Here is a 23,162-nt window from a genome sequence, read left to right on the forward strand (position 1 = left end):
ATTTCAACGCTCAGACATTTTGAGCGCGGCATGCAATTAAAACGCGAATTAACCGGCTTAATCCAGCGTTTGCCCGCACAAACGGCCCCTAAAAATCTCGGCGATAGAACAGATCGAGCGAGCTGGCCAGTCCGCTGGCAGCTTCAAGATAGAGCCTGCGGCTCAATTCATAGCGCAACGCGATGGTATTCGCCGGCTCGAACACCCCGACGCCATAACGCAGGCTCAAACGTTCCGACAGGTTACCGCTGGCCACCACGCTGGTGGTCAGCCCAGAGCCCTCGGTATCAAGCTGAAAGTCGTTGATCCCCAACCCTTGGGCCAGGTTATTGACCAGCGGTGCACTGCCGGCCATGCCTAACGCCAGCGCAGCCTGGGCAAGCATGTTGTTATCACCACCGCCCTGCCCCAACGGACGGCCCATGACCAGGTAGGACAACGCCTGCTCCTGGCTCATCGCCGGCTCGGAAAACACTTCACTGGTCGGTTGCGCGGCGTTGCCGCTTAGACGCAGGCCAGCAACGACATCATCGACCTGGCGCACGGCCTCGATATCCAGAAACGGCTGGTCTATCGGACCGGCGAACAGCAGGCGCGCACGGCGTACATTGAGGCGCTGACCATAGGCGCGAAAACGCCCCTTGTTCAGATTCAACTCACCGCGGGTATCCAGGTCATTGCCGATATGCACACGGCCCTGCAGCTCGGCCTTCAAGCCAAAACCACTGAACGTCAGGCGTTCCTGGCCGACTTCGACAGCAATATCCATGGCAATGGCTGTGGCCTGCTGCTGCGCGCTGTCACGCCCCAGCACATGCGCATCGCTGGATATTTGCACCGTCGAAGGCGGCAACTGGCGTATCTCTATCTTGCCGCTGGGGATCAGCACCTTGCCCGCCACCGACAACTGCTGATCACGCAGGCGCAGGCGCAGATCCGGCTCAACTTGCACGGTCGCGTAAGGCTCCACGGCCACGGGCAGACGACTGCCACGTAGCTGCATGTCAGCCGCCAGCCCCGTCGCCCAGCTCAACTCACCATTAAGGCTGCCCTGGCCCTGCTCACCACTGCGCCAATCCCCCTCCAGCAGCAGCCGTTCGCCCTCGATGCGGGCCTGCAGTTGCAGCTGCTCGATGTTCATGGGCAACTCACCGCCGGCTATTACGCCATTGCTGAGGCGCAAGCTGCCATTGACCTGCGGTGCCAGCAACACGCCCGACAGGCTGCCCGAGCCATTCAACTGCCCGGCGATGCGCTCAACCTTCGGCACAAACGGGCGAACCAGTGCCAGGTCCAGGCCACTCAGGCGGAAGCTGCCAGACAAGGGTTTGCTCGCCGGACGCGGGTCAAGCTGGGCGTCCAAGGCCAGTTCGCCAATCGCCGGGCCGCGCAGGAGCAGCGAGCTGTCGATGCGTTGCGGGCCAATCTGCGTATCCAGACGCAGGCTGTCATAGGCAAATTCCAGCCACTGCTGCTGGTCGCGAATACGCCAGGTGCCACTGCCGGCATCCAGCGACAAACGACCGCTCGGGCCGCTGGCCGGCAGTGCGAGCTGCAACTGGCCATTAAGTTGACCCTGCCAGGTGAAATCCTTGGGCAGCCACTCGGCCAGACTGTCCATGGGGAAGTTGCTCAGTTGGTAGTCCAGCATCGGCTCCGGCAACAAGCGCTGCTCTGCCCCGCACAGGCTGGCCTGGCCGGCGCGCCAGCAATGCGCACCCAGGCTGAGCTGACCATTGGCCAGGCGCACCAAGGTGGCCGGCTGTTGCAGGCGCCAGTCCTGGCCGCCGCTTTGCACCTCGCCACGGCTCAGACTGCCGCGCCAATTGCCCTTATCCAAACGCCCCGCCAAAGCCAGTTGGCTATTGAGCAAGGGGCCTTGCAACTGCAACTCAAGGCTCTGTTGGCGCTGATCACCAGCGGCCGTGAGACCCAGCCGGCCCAGTGCAGTTTCGCCAAGCTGAATACCCTGCGCCGCCAGGGATAACTGACCGCGCTGAGCGCTGTTGAGGCTGGCGTCGAGCGTGAGCTGCCGCAAGCGTTGATCGGCATAGGCCAGGCGCTGACCTTTAAGCTGCAACTGGCCCTGCGGCGCTTGCAGCTTGCCCGCTAGGTCTAGCTGGCCGCTGAGCTGGCCCTGTAAACCCGGCCAGAGCTGCCCCAGACGTGGCATGGCCAGCAGCAACTGGCCGCTAAGCTGTTGGCGCAAAGCGGCCTGGCCACTGATGCGGTTATCGCCGAGGCGCACATCCAAACTACTGAGCTCACCCTGCTCCAGGCCACCCGTGAATTTCGCCAGCAGCTTGGCCGGTTGGCCGCGCAGGCGGCCACTCAGGTCGATGTCGGCATTCAGGTTGAGCTGCCCATCGCGCAGATTACCGGCGCTGTTTAAGGGGCCGGCCAGGCTACCGGGCAATTCGGCCAGCCAGTAGGCGGGGTCAAGCTGACTCAACTGCAGGCGTACATCCCAGCTCAGCTGCTCGGCAAAACCCAGGCTGACCTGGCCTTCGGCGCGGCCCTGACCGGCTTGCAGACGCAGTTCGGGCAGGTACAGCTTTTGCAAATCGCCACTCAGTGGGCTCTGCAGGCTGAAGGCTCCGGCCGGCCCATCCAGTTCGGCAGCGAAATGCCCAAGGTAATTGCCTGCTTGATAGGCCAGCTCGCCCTTGAGCTCGCGTAACGCTACCGGCGGTTCTTCCGCCAGCGGATAAAGGCGCTGCCAGGGGAAATTCTGCCAATTGAAGCGACTCTCCAGGCTCAGGCCCTGCTGCCAGTTCAGCTCGCCACTGAGCTGTACCTGTTGCTCAGGGTTAGCGCTCAAGCTCAGGTTGCTGATCGTCGCACCGTCAGCCTTGAGCAAACCCGCCAGGGCCAAGGCCACCGGCCCTTCGGCGGCGGGTAGCTTGGCGCTGCCAACAATCTGATAGCCGTCCTGCAAGTCGCCCTGGGCTTTCAGCTCAAGCTGCTCCAGGCTCAGGCTGTCCGGCAACTCGGCGCTGGCCTTGAAGGCCGCGACCTGCAAGCGCAGCTGGGCGGGCAGGTGTTCCGCCAAAGGCTGCAACCAGCCGCTTAGCTCGCCCTGCAGATAACCGCTGCTGCGGGCCTTAACCTGCACGCGCTCACGCAGTTCACCGTTAAGTTGCAGTGTCACCGGCCAGGTTTGCTTTTCGGGCGCGGGCAGTTGCAGTTGCCCGCTGAGTTGCAAGGGCCAATTGCCGCTGGTTTGTAGCTGGCCCTGGAGCACCAAGTCGAGGTCAGCGGCATGCAGGCTGATGTTGTCCAGTAGGATACCTTGCGCCGTCCAGCGTGCAGCCAGTTGGAGGCCGCGAAGTTGCTCGACGCCATTCAGTTGCAGACTGGCGATGCGCACTTCGCCCAGTTGCAGCGCCAGCGGCAGGCTCACGTCCGGCAGGCTGAATGATTCGCTACTGGGCTGTTCGTCTGCGGGCAACAGCAGGCTGATCGGCCCGCTGTGCAGTTGCTCGACACACAGGGTCAAGCGCAGCAGGCAGGTGGGCGACCAGGTCAGGCTCGGGGCCTGCACGTCAACGCGGCTCGCGCCTTGTTGCCAACGTAATTGCTCAGCCTGCCAGCTACCGCCCAAGCGCCCGCTGAAGCCGTCCACCTGTAAACCCGGCACCTGAGCCAAAAGCCAGCGGCTGCCGCCTTGTGTACCCAGCAACACACTCAAACCAAGCGCCAACACACACAGCAGCCCCAGCAGCGCGAACAGGCTATTACGCAGTAGGCGCTTCACAGTTCAGGGCCCATGGAGAAGTGTAGGCGGATGCCGCCTTGATCATCCAGCGGATGGGCCAAGTCGAGGCGTAGCGGACCGAGTGGCGAGACCCAGCGCACGCCAAGGCCCACGGCGCTTTTCAGCGACGGAAGCTGCAACGAGTCGAAGGTATTGCCTTGGTCGACAAAGCTCGCCAGGCGCCAACGCTCGGTCAGGCTGTATTGGTATTCCAGGCTGCTACTAAACAGGTAGCGGCCGCCGACTTTGTCGCCCGCGCTATTCTCCGGCGACAGGCTCTGGTAGTCGTAACCGCGCACGCTTTGGTCGCCGCCGGCAAAAAAACGTAGCGACGGCGGCACCTGGGCAAAGCCATTCGATTCAGTGCCCCCCACCTGCACGCGGCCAAGTAGGCGGTGGCGTTTAAATAGCGTGGTCAGCCCTTTGAGTTGGATATTGCCGTGCAACACATTGGCGTCAGACAACAACCCCTTGGCCGCCCCGGCCAGGTCAAACTGCAGACGGTAACCGTGATTCGGATCAATCTGATTGTCACTGTGCAGGTAGGAGTAACTGATGCCCGGCATCAACAACGTGCTGGTACCAGCATCATCGCCGAGGACGTACTGCTCATGCCGCCACTTCAGCTCCAGCACCCGCTGCCAACCGTTATCCAGCTTGCTGTGCCACTCCGGGCCGAACGTCAGCAGGCGGCTATTGCTGTCGGTATCGGCCAGCTCCTCAGCCTGGTAACCGCCGGCGACCCGCAACTTGTCGGTTAGCGGCGGATCAAGCGGTACGTCGTACCACAGGCCGACATTCTGCCGCGGTGCCGACAGTTCAAACTCCGCACCATAACTGTGCCCCTGCGGATTGGCCCAGTGCCGGGTCCAGTTGCCGCGCCCACGTGGGCCAACATCGGTGGAAAAACCCACACCCAAGCCCATGCTGCGTGGCTTGCGTGCCTGCAGTTGCACCATAACCGGAATCTGCTCGGCGGCAGCGCTGCTCGGGTTGGCATCCACCTGCACCGCTTCGAAATAACCACTGGAACGCAGTGCCTGATACAGCTCGGCAATCAGCGCAGAGTCATAGGGGCTATCTGCCGGGAACGGCACCATGCGCTGCAACAGATCCTCATCAAAAGGCGCATCGCCGGTAAAGCTCACCGCGCCAAGCTGGTAACGAGGACCGCTGACATAGACCAGTTCGATATCGGCAACCCCAGCATCCGGATCAATGGTCAGGCGTTGCTGGCTGAAGCGTCCGGCGAAGAAACCATAGCGTGAAGCCTGATTCTGGATGTCCCGCTTGGCCGTATCGTAATGTCCGTGATTGAGCTGCGCGCCGCTGCGCAGTTGCGGCTTGCTGGGGGGGCGGAAGGCGCGCAGTTGCGCGGCTGGGCCGTCGATGCGCACCAGCACATCACGCAGGCGCACCGGCTCGCCGGGCTGAATCTTCACGGTCAGGCGTGGGGTCTTGCCTTCACTGACCTCGGTGGTGATCTGCGCCTGATAGTAACCCAGCGCTTGCGCGGCTTTTTCCGCCTGACTCTCGGCTACCCGACGGTAACGCTGCAGGGCCTCAGCATCACGCTCACCGAGACTGCCAATATAGCCTTCGATATTGGTTTTCAAGGCACTGTTGGCCGGTTCTACACGCACGCGCAACTGAGCCTCGGCCAGGGCCGTAGCACTCAGCAGGAGCAGGCAAAGCCCGGCAAGAAATTTGGGGAACACAGACATGCGACGATGCTAGCACGAGCCAGTGGCCGTTATAGCGCGCCAGCACCTGGAATCATTACCTGGATTCATTGCGCCGCAGTGTGCCGTCACACACCGAGTGCGCGGCTATCAGGCGCTGACCTTAACCGCCAGTTGTGGGCTGGGATGGAAGAACACGTGCTCGATGATCGGGCCAATGGCCACTTCGCCGACTTCCTCGTAGCCCTGACGCTTGTAGAAATCCAGGTAGTGCGCGTTGCCCGTATCAAGCACCACGCCTTGCGAACTGGCGTCTTCAGCGCACCAATTATGCAGCGCCTCAAGCAGTTGCTCGCCGAGATGCTTGCCCTGGTACTGCGGGTGAATACCGAGCAGTGGTAACACGTGATACGGCCCTGGTGGCAGGCAGGCGATCACCGCATCGTGGTAGGCCAGATAACGCTTGGTGCAGCGAAAACCTGCGGTCAGCAGCATGCGCATGCGCCAGCCCCAGCTTTCGGTGATGTCCATGCGCCGCTGTGGCGGGGCGATCAGTGCCATACCGATCAAGCGATCATCAATCAGCAAACCAATGGCCGGTAGGTCTTCGGCAAAATGCTGCTGCACCAGCTCGCGAACCGTCGCGCGCACCCGCTGGTCATAGCCGGGGCGCTCTGCTTCAAACAGGTAAGCAAACGTCGGGTCATGCCGGTAGGCGTGATACAGCAACGAACGCGCTTCGCGGGCATAGCCGCTATCGAGCATACGAACTTCGGCGAGACTGTTGGGCATCGGTTTGACCTCTTTTTTCTTGATTTAACGGGCCTGCAGCCACGTTAGCACCGTGCACCACCTGCCGCCACAGGCTGGCCGCTAGCGCCCACAATGGGCTAGCATCGCGGGTTTTCCAGAACGCCACTCAGGACAGCCGCCCATGAAGATCGTCTCCTTCAATATCAATGGCCTGCGTGCCCGCCCGCATCAACTGGCAGCGCTGATCGACAAGCACCAGCCGGATGTCATTGGCCTGCAGGAAACCAAGGTGGCTGATGAGCAGTTCCCTGAAGCAGCCATCCGCGAGCTGGGTTACCACGTCCACTATCACGGCCAGAAAGGCCACTACGGCGTCGCCCTGCTCTCGCGCCAAGCACCACTAAGCCTGCACAAGGGTTTTCCTGGGGATGCCGAAGACGCGCAACGGCGCTTTATCTACGGCACCTTCGCCGATGCCCAGGGCAACCCGGTGACGGTGATGAATGGTTACTTTCCACAGGGCGAAAACCGCGATCACCCGACTAAGTTTCCAGCCAAGCAACGCTTCTACGCCGATTTGCAAAATCTGCTGCTAAGTCAGTTCAGCCCGCAGCAGCCGTTGGTGGTGATGGGCGATATCAATATTTCTACTGCAGACATCGACATCGGCATCGGTGAACCGAACCGTCTGCGCTGGCTGAAAAGCGGCAAGTGCAGCTTTCTTCCAGAAGAGCGCGAATGGCTGGCCACTTTAAAGAACTGGGGCCTGGTCGACAGTTTCCGCCATCTCAACCCGGCGGTGAATGACCGTTTTAGCTGGTTCGATTACCGCAGCCGTGGTTTCGAAGACGAGCCCAAGCGCGGCCTGCGTATCGATGTGATTCTGGCGTCCCAAGCCCTGCAGGCACGCATTAAAGACGCGGGCATTGACTACGACCTGCGTGGCATGGAAAAACCCTCGGACCACGCCCCTATCTGGCTGGAACTGAGCGAATAGCCCTGCCCTAGAGCGTCTACATGGAAAGGTGACTGTCATATAACAGTCACCTATTTGTCTTATCGTCGCGGCACTTTCATTCACCCATATAGGTGTTTGCTACATGCCGCGCGCCCGCTCTGCCTCTGATCGTGACACATGGACTCGTGCCATCAGCTTCTTGCTGCTCGGCTCACTCTGCTACGCCTTGCCCTGGTCGGTATTCGCGGCCCTGCCGGCTGCTGCCGACAACAGCAGCGTACTGCGCATCCAAGGCTCCAATACCATTGGCGCGAAATTGGGCCCGGCGCTGGTCAAAGGCTTGTTTGAGGAGCAAGGCCTGAGCGCCATCCGCATCGAAGCCGGTGCGCTGGAAAACGAGCAGAGAATCTCCGCTAAAACCGCCGATGGCCGCAGCGTAAGCATTGACGTTGCGGCGCACGGCTCTGGCACCGGGTTTACCTCATTAGCCGAGGGCAGCGCCGAACTGGCAGCGTCCTCACGCCCCATCAAAGACAGCGAAGCCGCTAACCTGCAGGCCCTGGGTGACCTGAAAAGCCCCGCCGCCGAACAGATTATTGCCCTCGATGGCCTGGCCATCATCCTGCACCCCGGCAACCCTATTTCCGCCCTGAACACCGTACAGCTGGCGCAGATATTTGCCGGTGAACTCAGCGACTGGGCCCAACTGGGCGCACCCGCAGGTGAGATCAATATATATGCCCGCGATGATCAGTCCGGCACCTATGACACCTTCAAAGAGCTGGTGCTCAGTGCCAATGGCAAAGCCCTGGCCAGCAACGCCAAGCGCTTTGAATCCAGCGAGAGGCTTTCTGATGCGGTCAGTCAGGACCCTCAGGGTATTGGCTTTATCGGCTTGCCCTATATCCGCCAGGCCAAGGCCCTGGCCATCGCGGCCGGCGACTCACAACCCATGCTGCCTAGCCTGACCCTGATTGCCACCGAGGATTACCCACTGTCGCGGCGGCTGTTTCTGTATAACCAGCCGCAGTTGAGCAACCCCTGGGCCCGTGCGCTGGTGCAGTTTGCCCACAGCCCGCGCGGCCAGGCGATTGTCGAGCAAAGCGGGTTTATCGCACAGACCGTGCAGGCAGTGAACATCCCTGCGCATGCGCAAATGCCCGCCAGCTACCAAACCTTGGCGCAACACGCCCAGCGCCTGTCGGTGAACTTCCGCTTTCAGGAAGGCAGCGCCAGCCTGGACAACAAAGCCCGACGCGACCTCAATCGGCTGCTGGCTTATCTGCGCGAGCAGAACAAACTACAGGGCAGCGTGGTACTGGTTGGCTTCGGCGATGCCAAGGCTGATCCGGCGCGCGCCGAGCTGCTCTCCAAACTGCGCGCCATGGCGGTACGCCGTGAGTTGAGCAAGGGTGGGGTGATCTTCCGCGACATTATCGGCCTCGGCGATGAACTGCCGGTGGCGACCAACAGCGCCGATGACGGGCGAATAAAAAATCGCCGGGTCGAGGTCTGGGTCTACTGAGGGTGATCCGCCCTGCTAATCTTGTTCAGGCGTGACGCCGGGCCCCTCTGGCGGTGAGCCATCACCGTGATGTCGGAGTCACTGAGTTAATTCTCTACGTGGCCAGACATACAAGGCGGCGTCATGGACAGCCTGTTTAGTGCGCTCAACACTCCACTGTTCGGCACCCCTGGAGGGTTCTGGCTAGCCTTTATCCTGATCATTCTCGGCTTGCTGGTGCTCGACCTCGGCGTGCTGCACCGCGACAACCATGAAATCGCGATGCGTGAAAGCCTGCTGCTGTATAGCGGCTACTTCTCGGTTGGCACCGCCTTTGGCGGCTGGATCTGGTGGCAGCTCGGGGCCACTAAGGCACTGGAGTTCTACACCGGTTTTCTGGTCGAGCAATCGCTGTCGATGGACAACGTATTCGTCATGGCGATGATTCTGAATTTCTTCGCCATCCCCCGGCGCTACCAACACCGCGTGCTGTTCTGGGGCATCCTCGGGGTCATCGTGCTGCGTGCCACGATGATCGGCCTAGGTACAGCGCTGGTACAAAACTTCGAGTGGGTGCTGTACCTGTTCGGCGCATTTCTGCTGTTCAGCGGCGTGAAAATGCTCTCTGCCGAGCAACAACAGCACACCGATCTAAGCCAGAACCGTCTGTTGCAGTTCCTGCGCAGGCACCTGCGAGTAACCGACAGCATGCACAACGGGCGCTTCCTCGTGCGCCAGCCGGATCGACGCTCGGGCAAGCAACTGCTGCATGCCAGCCCATTGCTCCTGGCCCTGGTATTGATTGAACTGGCCGACTTGGTGTTTGCCGTGGACAGCGTGCCAGCGGTGCTGGCCATTTCCCAAGACCCATTTATCGTCTACACCTCGAACATCTTCGCGATTCTGGGCCTGCGCTCGCTGTATTTTGCCCTGGCCGCATTGATGCATCGTTTCATCTACCTGAGATATGCCCTGGCGTTGGTGTTGATGTTTATCGGCGGCAAGATTTTCCTCCACGACCTATTCAAGGTTCCCGCTCTGCTCTCGCTGTGTGTGACCCTCGGCCTGCTGGCCGGCGCAGTCATACTGTCGCTGGTTAAAACCCGAGCATCCAAGCCGACCAATTAATCGATTAGGCCCTGCAACCAAGCAGCTAGACAGCCGATTGCTCTACGCCCATAACGCACAAGGCCCGCAACAGCGGGCCTTGTGTTTGCTGTGAGGCAAGCGCCTTAACGGCTGGCGTTCATCACCTCTTTCGACACGTACTTACCAATTTCAAACTTGCCAATGGCAGCCCGGTGCACCTCATCCGGGCCGTCGGCCAGGCGCAGGGTGCGCTGCATGGCGTACCAGTAAGCCAGCGGGAAGTCATTGGAGACCCCGGCACCGCCATGCATCTGGATCGCTCGGTCGATGACTTTTAGCGCCACGTTAGGTGCCACGACTTTGATCTGAGCGATTTCACTGGCGGCCACCTTGTTGCCCACGGTGTCCATCATGTACGCCGCGTTAAGCGTCAGCAGGCGGGCCATGTTGATTTCCATCCGCGAGTCGGCGATATGGTCAATATTGCCGCCCAGACGCGCCAGCGGCTTGCCGAAAGCGGTGCGGCTGATGGAGCGCTCGCACATTAGCTTAAGGGCGCGCTCGGCCATACCGATGGAGCGCATGCAGTGGTGAATACGGCCAGGGCCAAGACGACCTTGGGCGATCTCAAAACCACGGCCCTCGCCCAACAGCACGTTCTCATAAGGGACACGGACGTTTTCGAACAGCACTTCGGCGTGGCCATGCGGCGCATCGTCGTAGCCAAACACCGTCAACGGACGCAGCACTTTCACGCCAGGGGTATCCATCGGCACCAGAATCATCGAATGCTGCGCATGGCGTGGACCGTCGGGGTTGGTCAGGCCCATAAAGATCATGATTTTGCAGCGTGGGTCACAGGCGCCGGAGGTCCACCACTTGCGGCCGTTGATCACCCACTCATCACCTTCACGTACGGCGCGCGCTTCCATATTGGTGGCATCGCTTGAGGCAACGCCCGGCTCGGTCATGGCAAAAGCCGAACGGATGGTGCCGTCCAGCAGGGGCTTGAGCCACTTTTCTTTCTGCGCTTCGTTGGCGTAACGCACCAGCACTTCCATATTGCCGGTGTCCGGCGCGGCGCAGTTGAACGGCTCCGGGCCGATCAGCGAGCTGCCCATGATCTCCGCCAGCGGGGCGTACTCGCTGTTAGTCAGGCCAGCGCCCAGTTCGGAATCCGGGAGAAACAGGTTCCATAGGCCTTCGGCTTTAGCCTTGGCTTTCAACTCTTCCATGATCGCAGTGGGCTGCCAGCGGTCACCTTGATTGATCTGTTGCTCGAACACGGCTTCGGCTGGGTAAACATGCGTTTCCATAAACGCGGTAACGCGTTCACGTAACTGCTGAACCTTGGGGGAGTAGGCGAAATCCATGAGAGGTTCCTTCTGACGCTGATTTTTAGGACATTCGGTAAGGTGAAATGATGCTAGAACAGGGGTTAAGATTTATCTAATCTATTCTCATCGTGTATAAACATTCATCACCGATATATGATCCGCTGATACCGACAACCTGCAGAGCGAGCGTGTAATGAATCTCAACAAGGTCGATCTCAACCTCTTTGTCGTCTTCGATGCTATCTACACTGAGGCCAACCTGACCCGCGCCGGGCAGATTGTCGGCATTACTCAACCCGCCGTATCCAACGCCCTGGCGCGTCTACGCGAAACCTTTAATGACCCGCTGTTTGTGCGCACAGCCCAAGGCATGGTGCCCACGCCAATGGCGCAGAACATCATCAGTCCGGTGCGCAATGCCCTGCAGCAACTGCGCATCTCCGTGCAAGAAAGCCGCATTTTCAACCCGGCCCAAGCCAACAAGACCTTCCGCATCAGCATGACCGACCTGACTGAAGCGATCATCTTGCCGCCGCTGTTCCAGCGCCTGCGGCGTATGGCACCAGGCGTGAATATTGAAAGCATGCTGGCGCGCCGCCGCGAAACCACCAAGGAGCTGGCCGCTGGCCGCCTGGATTTCGCCGTGGATGCACCGCTTAACACCGACCCCCAAGTGCGCCACGTCAAGTTGATGGAAGACCGCTACGTTTGCGCCCTGCGCAAGGGGCACCCGCTGGCCAAGGATAAGATCAGCCTGGATGAATACATGGCGCTGACCCATATCCACATCTCCAGCCGCCGCAGTGGTCTCGGCCATGTCGACCTGGCGCTGGGACGCATGGGTATGCAGCGCAAGATTGCCCTGCGCTCGCAGCATTACCTGATGGCCACCACCGTGCTGCAAGGCACCGACATGGCCATGACCGTACCGGAACGCTTCGCCCGGCGTAACGAGCTGCACTTTGTCGAGTTGCCGATTAAGGACATGACGCCACTGGAAACTCACATCTACTGGCACGAAAGCACTGACCAGGACCCTGCAAACCGTTGGATGCGCGAGCAAATTATCGAGATTTCTCAGCAGGCCGTGGCCCAGGAAGCCAAAGCATTAAAAGCTTTAGCTTAACCATATAAGTCTCTGATAAATAAGCTATCTCTTCTTTCGATAGTCTGCATAAGCGCCTGCCGGCATCACCGTGCAGGCGCGGCTAAACGCCCTCCACAGCCCTCCTCATTCGCCCTTCAGCTTGCTTGACACCTGCTGGACTCACCTTTACGTTAACGTAAAGGTAAATCAAGAGATCGAACATGGCTGCCTCTACCTATTCAATTTCCGATCTGGCCCGCGAGCTGGATATCACCACCCGTGCCATCCGTTTCTACGAAGAGCAGCAGATGCTCAGCCCCGAACGGCGTGGCCAGGAGCGCATCTACAGCGCCAAGGACAAGGTCGCGCTTAAGCTGATCCTGCGCGGCAAGCGCATCGGCTTTTCCCTCGCTGAATGCAAAGAACTGATCGAGTTGTACGACCCGGTGCACGGCAATCGCAAGCAGCTGGAAACCTTTATGAGCAAGATTGCCGAGCGCCGCGCCCAGTTACAACAGCAACTGCTGGACATCCAACAGATGCAATTAGAGCTGGATACCGCCGAAGAGCGCTGTCTTTTAGCTCTAGATGAAACCGATAAAAAACAAATAGTTATCTCCTGATCTTAAATCTAACAATACAGGTGGAACCATGAGCTATCCGTCCCTCAACTTCGCCCTCGGCGATACCATCGACATGCTGCGCGAGCAGACCCAGGCCTTTGTTGCGGCCGAACTGGCGCCACGCGCCGCCGCCATCGACAGTGAAAACCAGTTCCCGACTGATATGTGGAAGAAGTTCGGTGACATGGGCCTGCTCGGTATCACCGTTGATGAGGAATATGGCGGTTCTGGCTTGGGTTACCTGGCCCACGTGATTGCCATGGAAGAGATCAGCCGCGCCTCGGCGTCGGTCGCTCTGTCCTACGGCGCGCACTCCAACCTGTGTGTGAACCAGATCAAACGCAACGGCACCGCTGAGCAGAAGGCCAAGTACCTGCCCAAGCTGGTGAGCGGTGAGCATGTCGGTGCGCTGGCCATGAGTGAGCCGAATGCCGGCTCCGATGTGGTGTCGATGAAGCTGCGCGCCGATAAAAAAGGCGACCGCTATGTACTCAACGGCAGCAAAACCTGGATCACCAACGGCCCCGACGCCAACACCTACGTGATTTATGCCAAGACCGACCTGGAAAAAGGCGCGCACGGCATCAGCGCCTTTATCGTCGAGCGCGACTGGAAGGGTTTCAGCCGTGGTAGCAAGTTCGACAAACTCGGCATGCGCGGCTCCAACACCTGCGAGCTGTTTTTCGACAACGTCGAGGTCCCGGAAGAAAACGTCCTCGGTCAGCTCAACGGCGGCGTACGCGTGCTGATGAGCGGCCTCGACTACGAACGTGTGGTGCTCTCCGGCGGCCCGACCGGGATCATGCAGGCGTGTATGGATGTGATCGTGCCGTACATCCATGACCGCAAGCAGTTCGGCCAGAGCATCGGCGAGTTCCAGCTGATCCAGGGCAAGGTCGCCGACATGTACACCCAGCTCAACGCCAGCCGCGCCTATCTTTATGCCGTGGCCCAGGCCTGCGACCGTGGCGAAACCACGCGCAAGGACGCCGCCGGCGTGATCCTTTATACCGCCGAGCGCGCCACGCAAATGGCCCTCGATGCGATCCAGATTCTCGGCGGTAACGGCTATATCAACGAATACCCCACCGGCCGCCTGCTGCGTGACGCCAAGCTCTACGAGATCGGCGCTGGCACCAGCGAAATCCGCCGCATGCTGATCGGCCGCGAGCTGTTCAACGAAACCAAATAAACCAGAGCCGTAGGATGGGTTGAGCAACGCGACACCCATCAAACGCCAAGCCAGCACACTGGAGCCAACTCAATGGCCATCCTGCACACCCAGATCAACACTCGTTCACCGGAGTTCGCTGCCAATAGTGCGGCGATGCTTGCCCAGGTCAACGACCTGCGCGCCCTGCTCGCCCGCGTGCATGAGGGCGGCGGGAGCAAGGCCCAAGAACGCCACACCTCACGGGGTAAGTTATTGCCGCGTGAGCGGATCAACCGCCTGCTGGATATCGGCTCGCCCTTCCTCGAAATTGGCCAGCTGGCTGCCTATGAAGTGTATGGCGAAGACGTGCCAGCGGCCGGCGTGGTCGCCGGTATCGGCCGGGTCGAAGGCGTCGAATGCATGATCGTGGCCAACGACGCCACGGTCAAAGGCGGTAGCTACTACCCGCTAACCGTGAAAAAGCACCTGCGCGCGCAGACCATCGCCCAGCAGAATCGCCTGCCGTGCATCTATCTGGTGGATTCGGGCGGTGCCAACCTGCCGCGTCAGGATGAAGTGTTCCCGGACCGCGAGCACTTCGGGCGGATCTTCTTCAACCAAGCCAACATGAGTGCCATGGGCATCCCGCAGATCGCCGTGGTCATGGGCTCTTGCACTGCGGGCGGCGCTTATGTGCCGGCCATGGCTGATGAAGCGATCATGGTGCGTAATCAGGCGACCATCTTCCTCGCCGGCCCGCCGTTGGTGAAAGCCGCCACCGGTGAAGTGGTCAGCGCCGAAGAGCTTGGCGGCGCCGATGTGCATTGCAAAACCTCGGGGGTAGCCGATCATTACGCCGACAACGATGAGCACGCCCTGGCCCTGGCCCGGCGCAGCATCAGCAATTTGAACTGGCGCAAGCTCGGCGTGCTCAACAACCGCGCGCCGATCAACCCGCTGTACAGCAGCGATGAGCTGTACGGGGTGATCCCGGCAGACGCCAAGCAGCCGTTCGATGTGCGTGAGGTGATCACCCGTACCGTCGATGGCAGCGTATTCGATGAGTTCAAGGCGCTGTTCGGTGCGACTTTGGTGTGCGGCTTTGCGCATATCCACGGCTATCCGGTGGCAATCCTCGCCAATAATGGGATTTTGTTTGCCGAATCCGCACAGAAAGGCGCGCACTTTATCGAGTTAGCCTGCCAGCGCGGTATTCCACTGGTGTTCCTGCAGAACATCACCGGCTTTATGGTTGGGCAGAAGTACGAAGCCGGCGGTATCGCCAAGCACGGTGCCAAGCTGGTCAACGCCGTGGCCTGCGCCAAGGTGCCGAAATTTACCGTGATCATCGGTGGCAGCTTCGGCGCCGGTAACTACGGCATGTGTGGCCGCGCCTTTGAGCCACGCTTCCTGTGGATGTGGCCAAACGCGCGGATCGGCGTGATGGGCGCCGAACAGGCCGCCGGCGTACTGGTACAGGTCAAACACGAGCAGGCGGCGCGAGCTGGGCAGAGTTTTTCCGCCGACGATGAGGCGGCGCTCAAGCAGCCGATCCTCGAACAGTACGAGCGCCAGGGCCACCCCTACTACTCCAGCGCCCGGCTGTGGGACGACGGCGTCATCGACCCCGCGCAAACCCGCGATGTACTGGGCTTGGCGCTGTCTGCCAGCCTCAACGCACCGATCGAGCCGACCACCTTTGGCGTGTTCCGCATGTGATTCGCGGGAGGGGCTTTAGCCCCTCCCACAGCGTTAACTAATTTTTCGAGTCGAACACCATGACCGATTTCACCACCATCCAGCTCGAAACAGACCCACGCGGTTTCGCCACGCTTTGGCTCAATCGCGCCGATAAAAACAACGCATTTAACGCGGAGATGATCCGCGAGCTGATTCTCGCCCTCGACGCGGTGAAGGCTGATAAATCCCTGCGTTTTCTGTTGCTACGCGGTCGTGGCAAGCACTTCTCCGCCGGCGCGGACCTGGCCTGGATGCAGTACGCGGCGACGCTGGACTACAACGCCAACCTGGCCGACTCGCGTGAGCTGGCCGAACTGATGCACAACCTCTATCAGCTAAAAATCCCGAGCCTAGCCGTGGTCCAAGGTGCGGCCTTCGGCGGCGCGCTGGGCCTGATCAGCTGCTGTGACATGGCCATCGGCGCAACAGATGCGCAGCTGTGCCTGTCGGAAGTGCGCATCGGCCTGGCGCCGGCGGTGATCAGCCCCTTCGTCGTGCAAGCCATCGGCGAGCGTGCGGCGCGCCGTTACGCCCTAACAGCCGAGCGCTTTAGCGGTGAGCGCGCACAAGAGTTGGGCTTATTTGCCGAGAGCTATCCGGCTCGCGAATTAGACGCTCAAGTAGAAAGCTGGATCAGCACCCTGTTGCTCAACAGCCCGCAAGCCATGCAAGCCAGCAAAGACCTGCTGCGCGAAGTCGGCAGCGGCGTACTGACCCCGGCCCTGCGCCGCTACACCGAGAACGCCATCGCCCGCATCCGCGTCAGCCCAGAAGGTCAGGAAGGCCTGCGTGCCTTCCTAGATAAACGTAAGCCGAGCTGGCAGGAGTAATGACCATGATCATCGTCCTTGAAGCAGTGGTTGCACACGCCCTGCGCAGCCACCGGCTCGACAAACGTAAACCCGCCTGGCAGGAGCCATCCGCATGAGCCTGAAAACTATCGACACCCTGCTGGTGGCCAACCGCGGCGAAATCGCCTGCCGCGTGATGCACACGGCCAAGGCCATGGGCATTCGTACGGTGGCGGTGCACAGCGCCATCGACCAGAACGCCCGCCATGTGCGCGAAGCCGATGTGGCGGTGAACCTGGGCGGCGCCAAGCCGGCGGACAGTTACCTGCTGGTGGATAAGCTAATTGCTGCGGCCCAGGCCAGCGGCGCGCAGGCGATTCACCCGGGCTATGGCTTTCTCTCGGAAAACGCCGGCTTTGCCCGTGCGATAGAGGCGGGTGGGCTGATCTTCCTCGGCCCACCCGCCTCGGCCATCGACGCCATGGGCAGCAAATCCGCCGCCAAGGCGCTGATGGAGGCCGCCGGCGTACCGCTGGTGCCGGGCTATCACGGCGAAGCGCAAGATGCGCAAACCTTTTGTGACGCGGCCGCGCAGATCGGCTACCCGGTACTGCTCAAGGCCACTGCCGGTGGCGGCGGCAAGGGCATGAAGGTGGTTGAACGTGAAAGCGAACTGGCCGAAGCCCTGGCCTCGGCGCAGCGCGAGGCGCAGTCATCGTTTGGCGACTCGCGCATGTTGGTTGAAAAATACGTACTCAAGCCGCGCCATGTGGAAATCCAGGTATTCGCCGACAGTCACGGCAACTGCCTGTACCTGAACGAGCGCGACTGCTCGATCCAGCGCCGCCACCAGAAAGTGGTCGAAGAAGCGCCAGCACCGGGGCTGACGCCCGAACTGCGCCGCGCCATGGGCGAAGCCGCAGTAAACGCCGCGCAAGCCATCGGCTATGTTGGCGCTGGTACCGTGGAGTTCCTGCTGGATGAGCGCGGTGAGTTCTTCTTTATGGAGATGAACACCCGCCTGCAGGTCGAGCACCCGGTGACCGAGTTGATCACCGGCCTCGACCTTGTTGCTTGGCAAATCCGCGTAGCCCGAGGCGAAGCGCTGCCTATCAGCCAAGAGCAGGTGCCGCTGATCGGCCACGCCATCGAAGTGCGACTGTACGCCGAAGACCCGGATAACGACTTTCTCCCGGCTACCGGCACCCTGGCGCTGTACCGCGAAGCGGCAACTGGCCCCGGTCGGCGCGTCGACAGCGGCGTGAGTGAGGGCGATGAGGTCTCGCCCTTTTACGACCCCATGCTCGGCAAGCTGATCGCCTGGGGCGAAAACCGCGAAGAGGCGCGCCTGCGTCTGCTGGCCATGCTCAAGGAAACCTGCGTCGGCGGGGTTAAGACCAACCTGGCATTCCTCACCCGTGTGCTGGCGCATCCAGCCTTTGCCGCTGCCGAACTGGACACCGGGTTTATCCCGCGTCATGAAGCGCTACTGCTGCCACCGGTTAGCGAGCTGCCCGCCGAATTCTGGCAACTGGCTGCCGAAGCCTTTGTGCAGAGCCAAGCGCCGCAGCCGCGCCATGACGACTATCACTCGCCGTGGGCCACTAACAATGGCCTGCGCCTGGGCTTACCGGCAGAAACCGACCTGCACCTGAGCTGTCTGGGCGAGCGGCAGGTGGTCCGCCTGCGCCAGGCGGCCGCCTCTGCAGTGCAGTTGCACGGCGAAAGCTTGTCCGTCGAGCGTGATGGTGTGCGCCAGCAACATCAGGCGATCCGTCGCGGCGATACCCTGTACCTGCACTACGCCGGCGAATTGCGCAGCGTTCAGCGTTTCGACCCCATCGCAGAGGTCGAAGCCAGTCATCAGCACCACGACGGCCTGACGGCACCGATGAACGGCAGTATCGTACGCGTGCTGGTCGAGGCCGGCCAGCAGGTCGAAGCGGGTACGGCGCTGGTGGTGTTGGAGGCAATGAAAATGGAACACAGCATCCGCGCCGCCCATGCCGGGACGATCAAGGCGCTGTACTGCAACGAAGGCGAGATGGTCAGCGAAGGTGCAGTGCTGGTGGAGCTGGAGGATGCCCTTTGATGGGCATCGCGCTGCTCAACCCAGCCTACCGATTGAGCAACCGTCAACACTGCAAGTTTTTTGCGCCTGGTCGTGACTAACGAATAAGCACAGGTCTCGGCCAAGACCACTCCCACAAACAATTACCGCGACGTAGGATGGGTTGAGTGCAGCGATACCCATCAATATGCGCAACGAGGCCCCCATGAACCTACCCAACCAAGTGCGCCTGGTCGAAGTCGGCCCGCGCGACGGCTTGCAGAACGAGAAACAACCGATCAGCGTGGCTGACAAGGTGCGCTTGGTTGATGACCTGTCCGCCACCGGGCTGGGCTATATCGAAGTGGGCAGTTTCGTCTCGCCAAAGTGGGTGCCGCAGATGGCCGGCAGTGCCGAGGTGTTTGCGCAGATCCAGCAGCAGCCTGGCGTCACCTACGCCGCCCTCGCCCCCAACCTGCGTGGTTTTGAGGCCGCACTGCAGGCTGGAGTGAAAGAAGTGGCGGTGTTCGCCGCCGCCTCTGAAGCCTTCTCGCAAAAGAACATCAACTGCTCAATAGCCGAAAGCCTTGAACGCTTCGTGCCGCTGATGACGGCTGCCAAGCAGCACGATGTGCGCGTGCGCGGCTATGTCTCCTGCGTGCTGGGCTGCCCGTACGATGGCAATGTGGCGCCCGAGCAGGTCGCCAGCGTAGCGCGTGAGCTCTACGCCATGGGCTGCTACGAGGTGTCGCTGGGCGACACCATTGGCGCCGGCACTGCCGGCGCAACCCGTCACTTATTCAACGTGGTCGGCCGCGAGGTACCCCGAAACTTGCTGGCCGGGCACTTCCATGACACCTATGGCCAGGCCCTGAGCAACATCTACGCCAGCCTGCTCGAAGGCATCAGCGTGTTCGACAGCTCGGTCGCGGGCCTGGGCGGCTGCCCTTATGCCAAAGGTGCCACCGGCAATGTGGCCACAGAAGATGTGCTGTACCTGCTTAACGGCCTGTGCATCGACACCGGCATTGATATGGATAAACTGATCAACGCCGGCCAGCGCATCTGTACGGTGCTGAACAAAGCCAATGGCTCGCGGGTGGCTCGCGCCACTTTGGCCAGCCAGCACCGTTGAGCGCGAGCAGCTTTCCCGGCCTGCGTTGCAACCCGCATCCAGAAATCTGGACGAGCAAGTCTATATTGCTGGACACAACCAGCGATGGCTTAGACTGAAAGGTCCAAATTTTCAGAAAACCCCATTTAGCCGACCCAGGCCAATAAATAAGCTATTGTTTTATATAGCAATTTATAACTGGCATGGAAATCGCTTTACAACACAAGCTGACCGCTAGCGCCAGATGTCATTACCGCAGTTGAAGGCGCCGTCTCACTTAGTCAGTGTTCAAAAAAAATACAATAAAAAGGAACTCCAGCATGTCTACAAAGCAACAGCTATCACGCCTAACCCTAGGTATAACCGCAGCTGCGCTATTTGCCGGGAGCTTGCTGGCCAGTCCAGCAATGGCCGCTGAAAAGATTCGCTGGCAGGTACCGCTGGCCTTCCCTTCGCATCTGGTGGGCCTGGTAACCCCAGCCAAGCACTTGGGTGATTCGCTAAAAGCCATCTCCGACGGTGACATCCAGCTGCGCTACTACGAGCCAGGCGAGCTGGTACCTCCGTTCGAAATCATGAATGCGGTGAGCAGCGGCAAGTACCCAGCCGGTTATACCTGGGTCGGCTACGACCAAGGCAGTATCCCGGCACTGCCGCTCTACTCCGGTGCGCCCTTCAACCTCGAGCCGCCCGCCTACGTGGCTTGGTACTACCAGGGCGACGGCAAGAAGCTGCTGGAGGAAATTTACGCCCCGCACAACATCCATCCGATGCTGTGCAGCATCATCGGCCCGGAAGGCGCGGGCTGGTTCGCCAAGCCGATTACAGAGCTGAAGGACTTCGACGGCCTGCGCATTCGCTTCGCCGGTATTGGCGGTAAGGTACTGGAGAAACTCGGCGCCTCAGTCACAATGATCCCCGGTGGCGAGATCTACCAGGCGCTAGAGCGCAAGACCATCGACGCCACAGAGTTCTCTCAGCCGGCGATCGACAAGATGCTCGGCCTCGACCAAATCATCAAGAATTACATCATGCCAGGATGGCATCAGACCCTGACCACCTCACACCTACTGGTCAACCAAGACGTGTGGGACAAGCTTAAGCCGCAGAGCCGCGCGCTGATCGAGATGGGCTGCGAATCGGCGACCCTCAAGGGCTTGGCTGAGAGCGAGTGGGCCCAGCCAACTGCTCTTGCCGAGTACCAGAAGGAGGGCGTGAAAGCTCAAGTTCTGCCTGAGCCCGTACTGCGTGAACTGCAGCGCGTAACCAACGAGGTGCTGGACGAAATGGCCGGCCAGGACGTCATGTTCAAGCGCGTGCTCACCAGCCAGCGCGAGTTCATGAAGCTGCACAGCACCTGGCATGGCATGGGTTACCTGCCACGGGACTTCCACCAGCACGACTGATCACCCAGCCTGAACCTACACGGGCCCGGCCATGCCGAGGCCCGCTTCGTTTTTGCCTGATACGTGCGAGGTTTTCCCAATGCAGCAACCTGCTTCAGCCGATGCGCAGGCCACAACTGACTTGCCAAAAAATCGCCTTTCCTTGCAACTAGACCGCTTTATCGTCGCCATCGGCCAAGCCAGTGCATGGCTATGGTTGGCTGTGCTGGTGGTGGTGCTGAGTAATGTGTTCAGCCGTTTCGTCCTGGCTCGCGGCTCCATCGCCTTGGAGGAGATGTCCTGGCACCTGTTCGGCGCCGCGATGATGCTGGCCCTGGCTTACGCAGTGGTGCGCGACGACCATGTGCGCGTTGATGTGCTGCGAGAGAAGTTTTCCCTGCGCCTGCAAGCCAAGGTTGAGTTGGCGGGCATTGTCCTGCTGGCCCTACCAGTGATCGGCTTGATGATCGACACCATGATCCCCTATGCCTACACCGCTTTTGTTTACCAGGAGCATTCGCAGGCACCCAGCGGCTTGCCTTATCGCTTCCTGTTCAAGAGCGTACTGCCGCTAGGCCTGCTCTTGGTGTTCATTGCCCTGGTTTCGCGCGCCTCCCGCTGCAGCACCTTACTGCTGAACTTCCCCCGGGCCGTTCAAGTGCCCGACGATGACCGCAATGGCGGCCATTCGCACCCCTGATCACGAGGTTGAAGTAATGGGTCTGGAACAAATTCTGGTTATCGCCATGTTCGCCAGCTTCATGGGGCTGCTGCTGTGCGGCTTTCCTGTGGCGTGGTCGCTGGCGGGTATCGGCCTGGTCTTTGCCGTCACCGGGCATGTGCTGGTGGAGTATTTCGACGCTGACCTGTGGTTCACCTGGAGCGGCACCATCGGCGTACTTGATGCGCGCATCTACGGCATCGTCGCCAACGAACTGATGGTGGCGCTGCCGCTGTTTATCTTCATGGGCATTATGCTCGACCGCTCCGGCATCGCCGAACGCCTGATGCACAGCCTGGTGCGGGTACTGGGGCCGCTGCGTGGCGGCTACGCGATCACCGTGGTCATCGTCGGCGTGTTGCTGGCCGCCTCCACCGGCATTGTCGGTGCCTCGGTGGTATTGCTCGGCATGCTCTCGCTGGGCCCAATGCTGCAAGCCAACTACAACAAGAGCCTGGCGGTGGGCACCGCCTGTTCGGTGGGCACCCTCGGCATCCTGATTCCGCCGAGCATCATGCTGGTGCTGATGGCGGACCGTCTCGGCACCCCAGAGGCCTCGGTTGGCAAGCTGTTCATGGGCGCGCTGATTCCCGGCATGATGCTCGCTTTGCTCTACATCCTGTATATCGTCATCGTGTCTTGGCTGAAAAAGGACTTCGCCCCGGCGCCGAAAGACCGCCAGCCACTCGACGCTCGCGCCCTGCTCGACGTTTTTTGGGCCGTGGTACCGCCACTGGCGCTGATTCTCGCGGTGCTGGGTTCGATCTTCTTCGGCATCGCCACCACCACGGAAGCTTCGGCAGTAGGGGCCGCCGGTGCCCTGTTGATGACCGCGCTCAGCCGTCGACTGAACCTGAGCATGCTCAAGGAGGCGTTGTACCAGACCAGCCGCACCACCGCCTTTATCTTCGGCATTTTCATCGGTGCCACGGTGTTCGCCGCCGTGCTGCGCGGCCTTGGCGGCGACGACGTGGTGCGCGACGCACTGACCGGCCTGCCGTTTGGCCAGACCGGTGTATTGCTCACCGTGCTGTTCATCACCTTCCTGCTGGGGTTCTTCCTCGATTGGGTGGAGATCACCCTGATTATCCTGCCGCTGGTAGCGCCGGTGTTGTTTTCCATGGGGGTGGATCCACTGTGGTTCGCCATCCTCTTCGCCATTTGCCTGCAGACCTCGTTTCTCACCCCTCCGGTGGGCTTCGCGCTGTTTTACATCAAGGGCGTCTGCCCGCCGGAGATCACCACCCGCGACATTTACCTGGGCGTAGCCCCCTTCATCGCCCTGCAGCTGCTCGGCCTGGCCCTGGTGTTCTATTTCCAGGAGCTGGCCACCTGGCTGCCCAACGAGGTGTATGGCGGCCCGTAAACTTTCCCTCCCCCCGAGCCGCCCAATGGGCCCTCGGGGAACACCTTGCCTC

17 protein-coding genes are annotated in these 23,162 nt (G+C 60.7%); 13 read left to right on the forward strand and 4 right to left on the reverse strand.

The window, feature by feature from the left end; translation table 11 throughout:
- Positions 1–88: 88 nt before the first annotated feature.
- From Q0V31_RS16435 to Q0V31_RS16445, 3 genes are all read right to left on the reverse strand, one after another.
- Positions 89–3,757: a translocation/assembly module TamB domain-containing protein gene (locus tag Q0V31_RS16435; protein WP_298189428.1), complete on the reverse strand. Its 3,669-nt coding sequence runs from the start codon at positions 3,755–3,757 to the stop codon at positions 89–91.
- The gene (locus Q0V31_RS16440) at positions 3,754–5,481 is read right to left on the reverse strand and encodes an autotransporter assembly complex family protein (RefSeq protein WP_298189431.1); all 1,728 of its coding nucleotides are present in this window, start codon (positions 5,479–5,481) and stop codon (positions 3,754–3,756) included. The genes Q0V31_RS16435 and Q0V31_RS16440 overlap by 4 nt, the downstream gene beginning before the upstream one ends.
- Positions 5,482–5,589: 108 nt before the next feature.
- Positions 5,590–6,231: a GNAT family N-acetyltransferase gene (locus tag Q0V31_RS16445; protein ID WP_298189434.1), complete on the reverse strand. Its 642-nt coding sequence runs from the start codon at positions 6,229–6,231 to the stop codon at positions 5,590–5,592.
- A gap of 142 nt (positions 6,232–6,373) precedes the next feature.
- Here Q0V31_RS16445 and xthA point away from each other — a divergent pair, with 142 nt between their 5' ends.
- From xthA to Q0V31_RS16460, 3 genes are all read left to right on the forward strand, one after another.
- Positions 6,374–7,189, forward strand: coding sequence for an exodeoxyribonuclease III (gene xthA / locus Q0V31_RS16450; RefSeq protein WP_298189437.1), 816 nt, complete (start codon positions 6,374–6,376; stop codon positions 7,187–7,189).
- A 103-nt stretch (positions 7,190–7,292) separates the two neighbouring features.
- Complete coding sequence (locus tag Q0V31_RS16455; protein ID WP_298189439.1) at positions 7,293–8,675, forward strand: phosphate ABC transporter substrate-binding/OmpA family protein; 1,383 nt, start codon at positions 7,293–7,295, stop codon at positions 8,673–8,675.
- A 123-nt stretch (positions 8,676–8,798) separates the two neighbouring features.
- Positions 8,799–9,782 carry a TerC family protein gene (locus Q0V31_RS16460; protein WP_298189441.1) on the forward strand — a complete coding sequence of 328 codons (984 nt, stop codon included), beginning with the start codon at positions 8,799–8,801 and terminating at the stop codon, positions 9,780–9,782.
- Positions 9,783–9,886: 104 nt separating this feature from the next.
- Here the strand turns inward: Q0V31_RS16460 and Q0V31_RS16465 are convergent, their stop codons facing one another.
- The gene (locus Q0V31_RS16465; protein WP_298189444.1) at positions 9,887–11,116 is read right to left on the reverse strand and encodes an acyl-CoA dehydrogenase; all 1,230 of its coding nucleotides are present in this window, start codon (positions 11,114–11,116) and stop codon (positions 9,887–9,889) included.
- Between the two features lie 157 nt (positions 11,117–11,273).
- Between Q0V31_RS16465 and Q0V31_RS16470 the strand changes: the two genes are divergently transcribed.
- From Q0V31_RS16470 to Q0V31_RS16515, 10 genes are all read left to right on the forward strand, one after another.
- Complete coding sequence (locus Q0V31_RS16470) at positions 11,274–12,206, forward strand: LysR family transcriptional regulator (RefSeq protein WP_298189447.1); 933 nt, start codon at positions 11,274–11,276, stop codon at positions 12,204–12,206.
- A 182-nt stretch (positions 12,207–12,388) separates the two neighbouring features.
- The gene (locus Q0V31_RS16475) at positions 12,389–12,790 is read left to right on the forward strand and encodes a MerR family DNA-binding transcriptional regulator (protein ID WP_298189450.1); all 402 of its coding nucleotides are present in this window, start codon (positions 12,389–12,391) and stop codon (positions 12,788–12,790) included.
- Positions 12,791–12,818: 28 nt separating this feature from the next.
- Positions 12,819–13,982, forward strand: a complete 1,164-nt coding sequence (locus Q0V31_RS16480) for an isovaleryl-CoA dehydrogenase (RefSeq protein ID WP_298189452.1) — start codon at positions 12,819–12,821, stop codon at positions 13,980–13,982.
- A gap of 72 nt (positions 13,983–14,054) precedes the next feature.
- Positions 14,055–15,662, forward strand: coding sequence for a carboxyl transferase domain-containing protein (locus tag Q0V31_RS16485; RefSeq protein WP_298189456.1), 1,608 nt, complete (start codon positions 14,055–14,057; stop codon positions 15,660–15,662).
- A gap of 59 nt (positions 15,663–15,721) precedes the next feature.
- The gene (locus Q0V31_RS16490; protein ID WP_298189459.1) at positions 15,722–16,513 is read left to right on the forward strand and encodes a gamma-carboxygeranoyl-CoA hydratase; all 792 of its coding nucleotides are present in this window, start codon (positions 15,722–15,724) and stop codon (positions 16,511–16,513) included.
- 94 nt (positions 16,514–16,607) lie between these two features.
- Positions 16,608–18,566 (forward strand): acetyl/propionyl/methylcrotonyl-CoA carboxylase subunit alpha, encoded by a 1,959-nt coding sequence (locus Q0V31_RS16495; protein WP_298189464.1) that lies wholly within the window; start codon positions 16,608–16,610, stop codon positions 18,564–18,566.
- A 184-nt stretch (positions 18,567–18,750) separates the two neighbouring features.
- Positions 18,751–19,659 carry a hydroxymethylglutaryl-CoA lyase gene (locus tag Q0V31_RS16500; RefSeq protein ID WP_298189467.1) on the forward strand — a complete coding sequence of 303 codons (909 nt, stop codon included), beginning with the start codon at positions 18,751–18,753 and terminating at the stop codon, positions 19,657–19,659.
- Between the two features lie 299 nt (positions 19,660–19,958).
- Positions 19,959–21,044, forward strand: coding sequence for a TRAP transporter substrate-binding protein (locus Q0V31_RS16505; protein ID WP_298189469.1), 1,086 nt, complete (start codon positions 19,959–19,961; stop codon positions 21,042–21,044).
- A 79-nt stretch (positions 21,045–21,123) separates the two neighbouring features.
- Complete coding sequence (locus Q0V31_RS16510) at positions 21,124–21,723, forward strand: TRAP transporter small permease subunit (protein ID WP_298189471.1); 600 nt, start codon at positions 21,124–21,126, stop codon at positions 21,721–21,723.
- A gap of 16 nt (positions 21,724–21,739) precedes the next feature.
- Positions 21,740–23,110 carry a TRAP transporter large permease subunit gene (locus Q0V31_RS16515; protein WP_298191112.1) on the forward strand — a complete coding sequence of 457 codons (1,371 nt, stop codon included), beginning with the start codon at positions 21,740–21,742 and terminating at the stop codon, positions 23,108–23,110.
- Positions 23,111–23,162: the final 52 nt, after the last annotated feature.

Origin of the sequence: uncultured Pseudomonas sp., assembly GCF_943846705.1 — a bacterium.
Classification (GTDB): domain Bacteria; phylum Pseudomonadota; class Gammaproteobacteria; order Pseudomonadales; family Pseudomonadaceae; genus Aquipseudomonas.

Excerpts from the sequence above, each read along its gene's own strand:
- Q0V31_RS16485 (WP_298189456.1), top strand. The coding sequence starts at position 14,055 with ATGGCCATCCTGCACACCCAGATCAACACTCGTTCACCGGAGTTCGCT.
- Q0V31_RS16490 (WP_298189459.1), top strand. The coding sequence starts at position 15,722 with ATGACCGATTTCACCACCATCCAGCTCGAAACAGACCCACGCGGTTTC.
- Q0V31_RS16445 (WP_298189434.1), bottom strand. The coding sequence starts at position 6,231 with ATGCCCAACAGTCTCGCCGAAGTTCGTATGCTCGATAGCGGCTATGCC.
- Q0V31_RS16465 (WP_298189444.1), bottom strand. The coding sequence starts at position 11,116 with ATGGATTTCGCCTACTCCCCCAAGGTTCAGCAGTTACGTGAACGCGTT.
- Q0V31_RS16510 (WP_298189471.1), top strand. The coding sequence starts at position 21,124 with ATGCAGCAACCTGCTTCAGCCGATGCGCAGGCCACAACTGACTTGCCA.
- Q0V31_RS16460 (WP_298189441.1), top strand. The coding sequence starts at position 8,799 with ATGGACAGCCTGTTTAGTGCGCTCAACACTCCACTGTTCGGCACCCCT.
- Q0V31_RS16470 (WP_298189447.1), top strand. The coding sequence starts at position 11,274 with ATGAATCTCAACAAGGTCGATCTCAACCTCTTTGTCGTCTTCGATGCT.
- Q0V31_RS16505 (WP_298189469.1), top strand. The coding sequence starts at position 19,959 with ATGTCTACAAAGCAACAGCTATCACGCCTAACCCTAGGTATAACCGCA.
- Q0V31_RS16440 (WP_298189431.1), bottom strand. The coding sequence starts at position 5,481 with ATGTCTGTGTTCCCCAAATTTCTTGCCGGGCTTTGCCTGCTCCTGCTG.
- xthA (WP_298189437.1), top strand. The coding sequence starts at position 6,374 with ATGAAGATCGTCTCCTTCAATATCAATGGCCTGCGTGCCCGCCCGCAT.
- Q0V31_RS16455 (WP_298189439.1), top strand. The coding sequence starts at position 7,293 with ATGCCGCGCGCCCGCTCTGCCTCTGATCGTGACACATGGACTCGTGCC.
- Q0V31_RS16480 (WP_298189452.1), top strand. The coding sequence starts at position 12,819 with ATGAGCTATCCGTCCCTCAACTTCGCCCTCGGCGATACCATCGACATG.
- Q0V31_RS16495 (WP_298189464.1), top strand. The coding sequence starts at position 16,608 with ATGAGCCTGAAAACTATCGACACCCTGCTGGTGGCCAACCGCGGCGAA.
- Q0V31_RS16515 (WP_298191112.1), top strand. The coding sequence starts at position 21,740 with ATGGGTCTGGAACAAATTCTGGTTATCGCCATGTTCGCCAGCTTCATG.
- Q0V31_RS16500 (WP_298189467.1), top strand. The coding sequence starts at position 18,751 with ATGAACCTACCCAACCAAGTGCGCCTGGTCGAAGTCGGCCCGCGCGAC.
- Q0V31_RS16475 (WP_298189450.1), top strand. The coding sequence starts at position 12,389 with ATGGCTGCCTCTACCTATTCAATTTCCGATCTGGCCCGCGAGCTGGAT.